Origin of the sequence: Parachlamydia acanthamoebae (assembly GCF_000875975.1) — a bacterium.
Taxonomy (GTDB): domain Bacteria; phylum Chlamydiota; class Chlamydiia; order Chlamydiales; family Parachlamydiaceae; genus Parachlamydia; species Parachlamydia acanthamoebae.
Map to the genome: position 1 here is coordinate 45,263 of NZ_BAWW01000039.1, position 10,772 is coordinate 56,034.

General features: G+C 39.6%; 9 protein-coding genes. 4 read left to right on the forward strand and 5 right to left on the reverse strand.

Annotated features, from left to right (window positions below; all coding sequences use genetic code 11):
* Position 1: 1 nt before the first annotated feature.
* On the reverse strand, positions 2–1,060 hold the full coding sequence (locus AOM43_RS08315; protein ID WP_006342020.1) for an NAD(P)-dependent alcohol dehydrogenase: 1,059 nt from the start codon (positions 1,058–1,060) through the stop codon (positions 2–4).
* 122 nt (positions 1,061–1,182) lie between these two features.
* On the opposite strand from AOM43_RS08315, the gene AOM43_RS08320 reads away from it, so the two are divergent.
* From AOM43_RS08320 to AOM43_RS08330, 3 genes are all read left to right on the forward strand, one after another.
* Positions 1,183–1,791: an HAD family hydrolase gene (locus tag AOM43_RS08320; protein WP_013925349.1), complete on the forward strand. Its 609-nt coding sequence runs from the start codon at positions 1,183–1,185 to the stop codon at positions 1,789–1,791.
* 75 nt (positions 1,792–1,866) lie between these two features.
* Positions 1,867–3,273 (forward strand): hypothetical protein, encoded by a 1,407-nt coding sequence (locus tag AOM43_RS08325; protein ID WP_226987459.1) that lies wholly within the window; start codon positions 1,867–1,869, stop codon positions 3,271–3,273.
* Between the two features lie 89 nt (positions 3,274–3,362).
* A complete protein-coding gene (locus tag AOM43_RS08330) occupies positions 3,363–3,602 on the forward strand; it encodes a bacteriophage holin (RefSeq protein ID WP_006342024.1) in 240 nt (79 codons plus the stop codon).
* A gap of 38 nt (positions 3,603–3,640) precedes the next feature.
* Here AOM43_RS08330 and AOM43_RS08335 read toward each other — a convergent pair whose 3' ends face one another.
* From AOM43_RS08335 to AOM43_RS08350, 4 genes are all read right to left on the reverse strand, one after another.
* On the reverse strand, positions 3,641–5,116 hold the full coding sequence (locus AOM43_RS08335) for an efflux transporter outer membrane subunit (protein ID WP_006342025.1): 1,476 nt from the start codon (positions 5,114–5,116) through the stop codon (positions 3,641–3,643).
* On the reverse strand, positions 5,113–8,232 hold the full coding sequence (locus AOM43_RS08340) for an efflux RND transporter permease subunit (RefSeq protein WP_013925351.1): 3,120 nt from the start codon (positions 8,230–8,232) through the stop codon (positions 5,113–5,115). The genes AOM43_RS08335 and AOM43_RS08340 overlap by 4 nt, the downstream gene beginning before the upstream one ends.
* Before the next feature lie 7 nt (positions 8,233–8,239).
* Positions 8,240–9,421, reverse strand: a complete 1,182-nt coding sequence (locus AOM43_RS08345) for an efflux RND transporter periplasmic adaptor subunit (protein WP_013925352.1) — start codon at positions 9,419–9,421, stop codon at positions 8,240–8,242.
* A gap of 94 nt (positions 9,422–9,515) precedes the next feature.
* Positions 9,516–10,079, reverse strand: coding sequence for an NUDIX hydrolase (locus AOM43_RS08350; RefSeq protein WP_013925353.1), 564 nt, complete (start codon positions 10,077–10,079; stop codon positions 9,516–9,518).
* 206 nt (positions 10,080–10,285) lie between these two features.
* Here AOM43_RS08350 and AOM43_RS08355 point away from each other — a divergent pair, with 206 nt between their 5' ends.
* On the forward strand, positions 10,286–10,771 hold the full coding sequence (locus AOM43_RS08355) for a nucleoside deaminase (protein ID WP_006342030.1): 486 nt from the start codon (positions 10,286–10,288) through the stop codon (positions 10,769–10,771).
* Position 10,772: the final 1 nt, after the last annotated feature.

The following is a 10,772-nucleotide window of genomic DNA, read 5'->3' on the forward strand; positions in this document are numbered from 1 at the left end:
CTTACTTTAACGAAGCGATGTCGATAACAAAGCGGTATTTCACGTCGCTTTTCAACATCCGCTCATAAGCTTCGTTGATTTTTTGGATCGGAATCATTTCAATATCTGACACAATGTTATGCTGGGCGCAAAAGTCCAGCATCTCTTGAGTTTCTTTGATTCCGCCAATGACAGATCCTGCAATGCTTCGACGCTTTAAAATAAGAGCTTCTACAGACGGAGAAGGGTGAGGGGCAGATGGGAGGCCAACCAAGCATAGGGTCCCATCTCGCTTAAGCAATTCCAAAAAAGCATTCAAATTATGGGGTGCAGCAACCGTATTTAGAATGAAGTCAAAACTATTTACGTGTTTTTTCATTTCATCTGGATTTTTTGACACAACAACTTCATCAGCTCCCAGCCGTTTTGCGTCTTCTGTTTTACCTGGAGAAGTAGTAAAAACGACCACGTGAGCTCCAAGGGCATGCGCAAATTTAACGCCCATATGCCCCAATCCTCCGAGCCCCACAATTCCAACCTTATCCCCCTTCCCCACTTTCCAGTGACGCAAAGGAGAATAAGTGGTGATTCCCGCACACAATAAAGGAGCTACAGCAGCTAAATGATCTTTTAGTTTTTCTGAGACATGGAGGACAAATTTCTCATCCACTACGATTTGTGTGGAGTAACCTCCATACGTCATTTTTCCATTATGCTTATCCTGGCTGTTATATGTTAATATCCCCCCATTTTCACAGTATTGCTCTAGATTCTCACGACAACTTGCGCAACTTCGACAAGAATCCACCAAGCATCCTACCGCTGCTAATTCACCGACTTTGAAAGAGTTGACTGCATTCCCCACTTTTGTTACTTTTCCTACAATCTCATGTCCTGGAACCATCGGATACACGGAATTCTTCCACTCATTTCGGGACATGTGCAAATCTGTATGGCACACCCCACAATACAAAATTTCAATCTGCACATCATGTGGGCCTGGTTCACGTCGTTCAATACTAAAGGCTTCTAGTGGTGTTGTGGCGGATAGAGCGGCATAAGTAGCGATTGTTTTGGTCATGTTCCCCTCTGATTAAAATTTAAACTTTACTATAAATTACTCGACCACTCAGCTCTTAGTCAACTCTAATCTTGAGTATTGTTTTTTTAAAGTCTATGATGCACCTCCAAGGATGTTCACCGATGCAAAAACAGGAATACGAAATAGTCATTTTTGATCTAGGAAGGGTTTTATTTAATTGGAATCCCTATCAATCTGCTCAAGATCTTATTCAATCAGACCCTTCATTTGATCTTGCCATTTACACAATCACACAAACACCTTTCTGGAACCTATTCGATTTAGGATATATTTCGTCCAAAGAGATGATCGAATACTTTTCTGAAAAATTTCCATCTCATCATCTAAGTCTTTTTTTTGAAAAAGTCAAAGAAGATTTGACTATTATCGATTTTGGATTAGAGGTCTTAGAAAAAGCTCAAAAAAAAGGCTGCCGAACCTACATTCTTTCCAATCTATCAGGAGAATTTCATGAGTGGCTGACCCATAAATATCCATTTTTGCAGACGTTTAATGGGGCTGTTTTTTCTTATCAAATTCACAAAATGAAGCCTGATTTTCAAATCTACCGATATCTTTTGGATAAATATCAATTAAACCCACAGAATTGCTTGTTTATTGATGATCTTGAAGTGAATGTATTTTCTGCAGAAAAAGTTGGAATCGATAGTATTCTTTTTGAAATAAACGATAAAATTAAAGAACAATTAATCTTAAAAGGTTTAGGATAATACTATCCTTTGAAAATAAACGATCATTTAGTATAATTTATTTATAACAAGATGGTTTTTTTAAAGGAGCATGATATGTCGTCGCCAAGCTTTTTTTCCTGTGTTAGCGATCATTCCAATAAAACAGGCCGTTTTTTAGAAAATTATCTTTACTTAGATGGGATATCTGGAAAGCTAGGCGCTCGCCGATTTACAGTGCTCGAGCAAAACACAATACAAGAAATTAGGCCTTCCTCGCTTTCCAAAAAACAAATTTTTTTAACCATTGCCAAACTCGTTTCATTTACGTTCTTTCCTCTAGCCCTCGTTGCATTGGTTGGTAAAGCCATCTATCGCAAAAATCATACATTTCAGATTTTAACAACTACTGCAGAGAAAAAAGAGCCAAAGCTTCCAGGTGCGCCTCAAGAATACTTAGACAAACAATGGTCAAAATATAAGAAAAATGCCCACGAATTTACTGAAAATGGCGAACCAAGTAATTCTCTCGTTATTTTGGAAGAGGAGTTTAAGAGCGGAGCGAAATCTTGCGTAAGCCCTGATCTGGCATCTCTTGCAGATCTCACTCCCCTGCATGAAACAAATTCAAAAGTCTTTTTTTTACCAAAAAAAAGTAGTCAATACTTTGATGTTTCTAAAAAAGAAGATTTCATTCTTCTAAAACAAACTCTAACAGCAGCTTTCGCGACAGGAAAAGATATGGTCGTTGTGCGCTTTTCAAATCACATCCACACTGTTGCGGCTGGATTTTGCTCTGATGGGAGATTTAAAATCATAGATTCCATGTCACACCCGATATTCAACGTGAAAAAATTTACAACCAAACTTAATCAATTAGGGATTACGGATGCACAAGGAAAAAGAGTGAATTTTCATGGAGAATACATTAATACAAAGATCCAAAGAGGAGGGCATGAGTGCGTCCGCTTTGCGATGCTTTATTGCCATCAGATGGCAAAAAAAAATGATTTAGAAGCCTACCAAGAAGTAAATGGAGCATTTTGTGAAGGAAAACTCACGCAATTTGAAGATTATGAGAGAATTGACGGATCATCAAAGATTAAAAAGATAGATGCAAACCGAAGCATTTACACTAATTTCATGAAGTCTTGGGCTTATAGGACCGTTGGTTTACGTGTGAATTCGTGGCTAGATCTGCCTATTGCACAGTTAAGTCCTAAATGGTCAATTCATGGTCCTTTCATTTACTATAACCTAAAAAATAATGAAGACGAAGTGCCCAAACGCACAATCCCAGTCAATAGAAAAGTTTTCTTCAATGATGGGGATCAAAATATCCTTCTTTCCTCTATCGATAACATGCCAAAAGAACAAGAGATTGTAATTCCTGAAAACGCATCCATTAGAGAACTGATCAACCAACAGCTTTTCACTCAATTTTTACTTTTCATAGATAAAGAGAAAAAACCTCGCATGTTTGGTCTACTTCCAGGACAAAAGTTAGAAGTTAAGGCTCACTAGCGAAAAACATTCAGTTATTTGCCCATTATGCTATAATGAAATTAGCAATTTGCACTCTTGTGTGACCATCACAAACAAAGGAGGACAAAATGTTAAATCCAACAAAACTCGGTCTCGCAGGGGGAATTCTCTGGGGATTATCCATGTTTGTTTGCACCCTTCTTGCCCATTATTTTGGATATGGCACCCACTGGCTTAGCTTGGTGAGTGATGTTTACCCAGGTTATTCCGTTTCATTGCTTGGGTCCATCATTGGACTCATTTATGGATTCATAGATGGCTTTGTAGGTCTTTTCCTTTTGGGATGGCTTTACAACAAGCTATTATAGAATCCGGAAAGATGGAAGTGCGTGCATTTCCATCTTTCTTAATCACAACTCACGACAGGGTTAATCGCCGTGTTATCAGCATCCGTTACCCACCCACCACCTAAAGCTTTATAGAGTTGAACAACCGCGCTGAAATTTTCAGCTTGAGATTGCACTAAATCTAGCTGTGATCTAAAAAGAGATCTTTCCGCATCCAAGACGGTTAAATAGTCGACCTCGCCTTCTACATAACGCAATTTTGCAAGTTGGAGGTAATCACTTAAAACTTTTACCTGACTTGTATGCTCAATGACTAATTGTTGATTTTTTTGACACGCGATCAAAGCATCATTTGCTTCTCGAAAGGCGGTTAAAATGGTTTGTCGATAAGTAAATAAAAGCTCATCACGGCGCGCCTTTTCTGTTTCTACACGGTAGTAGATTTGCCCTGCGTCAAAAATGGTTTGCACAGCAGAGATTCCATATTGCCAAAATTCTGCTGGTGATGTCAGGAAAAGGCTAATACGATCACTTTCACTTCCATAGATTCCCATTAGAGTAAACTGAGGGAAAAATAGAGCTCGCGCTTGCGTAACATGTGCATTTGCTGCAATTAAGTTATATTCAGCCTGGACAATATCGGGTCGCCTTGTCAATAGATCGGACGGTAAACCAAGTGGAATCTTGACCGGATATTTAAAGGCATCTAAGGCTTTTCCTCGCAAAATGGAGTGAGGGTTTTCCCCTAATAAAATACTAATTAAGTTCTCTTGCTGAGGAATGCTGCGCTCAAATTCAAGCACACTGATGGCCGCAGTTTTAACCTCAGATTCGGCCTGTCTGACCTCAAGTCGTGAAGTTTCTCCTACATTAAAACGATTTACAGCTAGTTCTAAAGATCGTGTTCGAGACTGCAATGTTTTTTTTGAAATTTCTAGCTGCGCATCGAGCTCACGCAAAGTGATATACGCGTTGATAACTGAGGTCACGACTGTAATAATGACCGTACGTCTGGCTTCAATCTGACCTAACATATCAGCGTAAGCCGCATCGGAAGCACTTCGGATACGGCCCCAAAAATCAAGTTCCCAATTTAAATTTAATGAAGCTAAAAAGTCATTATTGATTCGGCTTACCCCAGGAGAGATAGGCGTATTCGAGTTAAACGTATTGATATTTTGGCTTGGTTCTAGAGCTGATGGCAAGGCAATAGAGCTTTTAAAACGATTGTAACTTACATTTCCTGTAAGAAAAGGGAAAAGCGGAGCACTTTCCACTCGATATAACGAATAGTATTCGTATACGCGATTGATGGCGACTTGTAGGTCTTGATTATTCTTGAGTGCAACAGTAATCAATTCATCTAATACAGGATCATCAAACTGCTTCCACCAACCAACATTGCATAACGTGCTATCGTCATTATTTTGCAATCTCCATTCGTCAGGAAGATCAACATATTGACGATCATAATAGGGTCGAATACATCCTATCAACGATAATAATAGAAAAAGAACAAGGGCCCAGCGCTTCATTTTTGGACTCCAGAATCATTTTTCTTTGCTTCAGAATAACTTGCGATCAGATTAAAAAAGAGGGGTACAAAAAATACGGCTAAGAATGTCGCAGCAATCATGCCCCCCATCACTCCCATACCAACAGAATGACGGCTATTTGCCCCTGCTCCAGAGCTAAACACAAGAGGAACTACCCCGAAGATAAATGTAAGAGAAGTCATCAAAATCGCTCTAAAGCGCAATCTTCCAGCTTCGATAGCGGCCTCTCTGATGGACATGCCTTCCTCATGCTTGATCATCGCAAATTCCACGATCAAAATCGCATTTTTAGCAGCAAGAGCAATAATCGTAATTAAACCGATTTGAAAATAGATGTCGTTTGTCATTCCAGCCAACCACACAGACAGGAACGCTCCAAAAATTCCAAAAGGGATCGCTAAGACAATTACAAGAGGAATATTCCATCTTTCATAAAGACCGGCTAGTATTAAAAAAACCATTAAAAGACTAGCCATCAGCATTTTAGTTGAAGTTCCACCAGCGACCTTTTCTTGGTAGGATTCCCCTCCCCATGCAAATGCCATATCAGAGGGCAAGACTTCTTTGGCAACTTCTTCCATTATCCGCATGGCCTGCCCAGAGCTATATCCTGGAGCCGAGCTTCCATTAATTTTGGCAGAAGGAAAAGAATTGAATCGACTAACCAAATTAGGACCAGAAGTATTCTTTATCGTCACAAGCGACTTTAATGGAATCATTTGCCCTTGAGTGGATTTGACATAAATCTGTTCAATATCCAAAGGATTTTCACGTAACCGGGGCTGTGCCATAATCGTAACACGATAGACTCTTCCAAACATGTTAAAATTGTTTACATAAAATGACCCAAAAAAGCTTTGTAAAGAACTGTAAATTTCACTGATCGGTACACCGAGAGACCGTGCTTTGTCCCGATTAACATCCACATAAAGCTGCATGGCATTCGCATTAATTGTGGATATCAGGTTAACCAATTCGGGTCGTTGCTTCGCTTTTTCAATAAATTTCTCAGTAATCTCTTGCAGATGTGCATAATCCCCTTTTCCTCGATTCTCAATCCAAAATTCGAAACCGCCAATAGTTCCGAGTCCTTGAATGGCAGGGGGATTAAACAATAAAGCTTGCCCTTGTGCGATATGGCTATACTTTTTAGAGAGATCCATCAAAACAGCTTCGGCATGTTCTTTAGGATCTGTTCTTAATGCCCAATCTTTTAAAACTGTAAAACTGGATCCCTGATTTGTACGATTTAAGCTGTCAATAAAGCTAAAACCGGTTAATTCAAAAACCTCTTCAACGGCGGGATTTTGTAAGGCAATTTTTGCCGCCTCTGCGGAAACTTCCTCGGTACGATTTAGGCTGGCACCTTCGGGCATATTAATCATTGTAATCAGATACCCCTGATCTTCTTCAGGAATAAAACTGGTGGGAATAATGTAAAAAAGAACACCTGTTAACCCACAAAAAATTAAAAAACTAAAAATCCCTGTCCAAGGATGATCAACAAGCCACTCTGCACCCTTAATGTAGAAATTGGTAAAGCGATCAAAAAAACGATCAAAAAGCTGAGTAAATTTTGAAGGGGTCTTTTGAGGCTTAATTAAAATAGCGGAAAGTGCAGGGCTCAAAGTCAATGCAACACACCCTGAGATAATGACAGAGACAGAAATTGTCAAAGCAAACTGCTTATATAACTGCCCGGTAATCCCTCCCAAAAACGCCACAGGAAGAAACACGGCACATAAAACCAACACAATCGCAATAATCGGGGCTGTGACTTCTCGCATTGCCTGATGAGCCGCTTCGTTCGCAGAGGTCTTGAGCAGTCGCATGTTCCGTTCTACGTTTTCAATCACAACAATTGCATCATCCACCACAATTCCGATAGCTAAAACTATGCCGAATAGGGTCAATGTATTAATGGAAAGTCCCATGACAAGCATTCCTGCAAACGCTCCGACGATCGAAATAACCATGGCTTGTAAAGGAATAATGGTTAATCGAACATTCTGAAGAAAAACGAAAACAACCAAAGCAACAAGAAAACCTGCCTCAATAATCGTTTTTATGACTTCGTGAATAGAGGCATTCACAAATTTTGTGGTATCATAAGGGATGGAATACGTAATCCCCTGTGGAAAATGACTGGCAATCTCCTCCATTTTATTTTTGATATTTTCAGCCACTTGTAAAGCATTTGCCCCAAACTGTTGATAAACACCAATTGAAATAGTAGGGACACCGTTAAGCTTACTCACCACATTATAATTCTGAGCTCCCAATTGCGCATAACCCACATCTTTTAGATAAACCACAGAACCATTTGGATTCGCTTTCAAAATGATCTGATTAAATTCCTCGGGTGTACTTAAACGCCCCGTACTTGTAATGGAAATGGTTAACTCTGTGGGCCCCGCAGTAGGAGGTTCGCCCAAACGTCCCACAGCATATTCTGAGTTTTGATCAATAATTGCATTGGCTACATCTTGTGTCGATAGCTCATATTTAACTAATAAAGCAGGGTCTAGCCATATTCTCATGGCGTAGGTGCGATCGTTAATAATCGAAACACTACTCACGCCAGGAGTTCGCTGAAGCTCTTCGACAATATTGACAGTGGCATAGTTACTTAGAAAGATTTCATCATACCGATCATCTGGGGATTGAATTCCAATCGCAAGCAAAATAGCTGGCGTTTGTTTTAATATGGTAACACCACTCTTTTGAACTTCCGGGGGTAAAAGAGGCTGAGCAATGCTCGCTTGGTTTTGGACGTTAATCAAAGCTTCTTCAATATCAGATCCAATATTGAAAAAAACGTTTAAGCTATAGTCTCCCGTGTAGGAGCTATTGGAATACATATAGATCATGTTTTCCACATTATTGATCTGTTGCTCTAGCGGTGCAGCCACAGAATTTGCAACCGTTTGAGCACTAGCTCCCGCATAAGATGTTTGCACATTAATTTGAGGGGGTAAAAGATTCGGGAATTGTTCAATTGGCAGAAAAAAAAGTGAAGCCAAACCAGCAAGCAAAATAAAAATAGAGAAAACAGTTGAAAGAATCGGACGATCAATAAAAAAACTGGCTAACATGCGTGCATTATTCCTTAGCAGAGGGAGTCGTTGAAGAAGATTTAGAAGGAGTCCAAGCCCCTTTCACATGCACAGGCACTCCGGGAAATACTTTATTTGTTCCATCCACGATTACTTTATCCCCTACCTCTAAACCATTAGTAATGATTTGGTAATCTCCATACCAATCTCCTACAGATACGTCTTGAGCAGCTGCATTCCCGTGCTTATCAATCAGATAAACAAACATCCCTTCTTTTTTCTGCAACAAGGCTCGCCTTGGGACAAAAATCGCATTTGGACGTTCAATGCCATGTAGTTTAATGCGCATAAATTCGCCTGGACGAATTTCTCCCAACGGATTAGGGAATACAGCTCTGACAAGAAGGGTTCCAGTACTTTGATCGTAAGTTGGGGAACCAAAATCAAGTCTCCCAACTTGTGGATACACAGATCCATCACTGAGAATGCCTTCTACTTGGTAATCATTATTTTTAGGAAGAGTCATCATTTCGAACTGAGGAACAGTAATGGTCTGCTTACTCTGCATTTGTCTAATGCGTAGGATATCGTAATCAGACACACTAAAATACACCCAAATAGGATCTAAGACAGACACTGTTGTCAAAAGATTATTGACACCAGGAGTCACTAAAGCACCTTCTCGATAGTTGGATCGATCCGCATAACCAGTAATGGGAGACGTGATGGTGGTGTAACCTAAGTTAATCTCATTATCTAAAAGTGATGCTTTAGCCGTTTGTAAGGCAGCTTCGACCGAAAGTTTATTGGCAATGGCATTATCTAAGTCTTTTTTGCTCGCAGCTTCTTGCTTATATAAAGGTTCTAAGCGTTGCACAGTTAACTTGGCATTTTCTAATAGAGCCTCTTGCTTCGCCACATCCCCTTTTGATTGCTCTACACGCGCTTGATATTGCTTAGGATCAAGTTGAAAAAGAAGATCTCCTTCATGTACGAGCTGACCTTCTTGATAAGCAATTTTATCCAAATAGCCTTCTACACGCGCTCTGATTTCTACGGGGTGTGAGCTTTGTGCGAAGCCAATATAGTCATACACAACTGGCAATGTTTTAGTTTCCACAACATAATCTGTCACATCAACCGGATTGACAGGAGCCTTTTCGACCTTAGAATCGCAGGAAAAAAGGCAAAAAGAAAGCAGAACAAGGAATAAAAAATGGCGTCGCATGGCTATATCATTTGTTTTGTTTAAAGGATTAGCTATACCCCAATTTGCCTCAAAGTTGCACGAAAAAAATGAAAAGTTTTTTTATAGAGAGGAGTCAGATTTTATTTGCTAGATGGTGCATCAACTTATCTATGAATCTTCGCATATGCACATCTGAACGTTCGTAAGGAATCTGATCCCAATCATACCAACAGATTTGATGAAACTCATCTTTATCGTATTGAAGTGACTCATTGCTGTTTCCTTTGACAACATACCAAAGAGAAACATCTGTATGCAATTGGACACAACCAACCGTATCCGTCACCGTTAAAAAAAAGGGGTCATCGAAAAAAAAATGGGCTTCGATTCCTAATTCCTCAATGATTTCTCGTTTCACTGTTTCTTTAGGATGTTCATTGCGTTCAACATGTCCACCGGGTGGTAGCCACAATTCTGATTTTTTATGATCGACCATCAAAATTTTCTGACTGTTCTGGTCGAATACCACAAAATAAGAAACTAAATGGATGGCTGGATTTGCGGGTTTGAATAAACGAAAAAGCTGAGATCCAGAAGCAATCCAGTTTTGAGTAAATGCAATATGCTCTTTTTCTTGTTGGTCAAATGGTTTAATTGAAGTCACAATTTGTGAAATTGTGGACTGAATTGTATGCATCAAATCAAAACCTTGTTATTTCCTTCCCCCTAGCATAAAAAAGCGAGAGTTTGATTAAAAGTGTTTTCAGACAAACATATAAGTTGACAACTTTCCTCAAAATTTTGTACACAACGATTCAATATTAACCATAGCTATTCAACTCCTACTAACATTACGAAAAGAGGAATAGCTTCTTTAGCAGAATCTTTATTTCTGGAGATTAAATGAATAAAAAAAACCATGAAGAATTTATGAAACGTGCGATCGCACTAAGCAGAAAGGCTTCAATCGAAGAAAAAACGGGAGGGGTTTTTGGTGCCGTAATTGTCAAAGATGGCAAAATCATTGCCGAGGGTTATAACCAGGTGCTTAAGCACAACGATCCCACATGGCACGCGGAAATGCATGCCATTCGAGAAGCTTGTAAAAAGTTAGGAAAGCCTCATTTAGAAGGATGTGATCTTTATACAAGTGCGGAGTGTTGTCCGATGTGTTTGTCTGCAGCCTATTGGGCACACATTGATCACATTTATTACGCAGCAACAACCCACGACGCCTTAAAATATGGAAACTTTGCAGATGTGGATATTTTAGAAGAAATCCGCAAAGAACCCTCCGAAAGAAAAATCTCCTTTACCGAAATCATGCGTCCACAAGCTGTTGAAGTTTGGAAAGAGTTTGCTGAAATGCCTAACAAGGCGTTTTATTAAA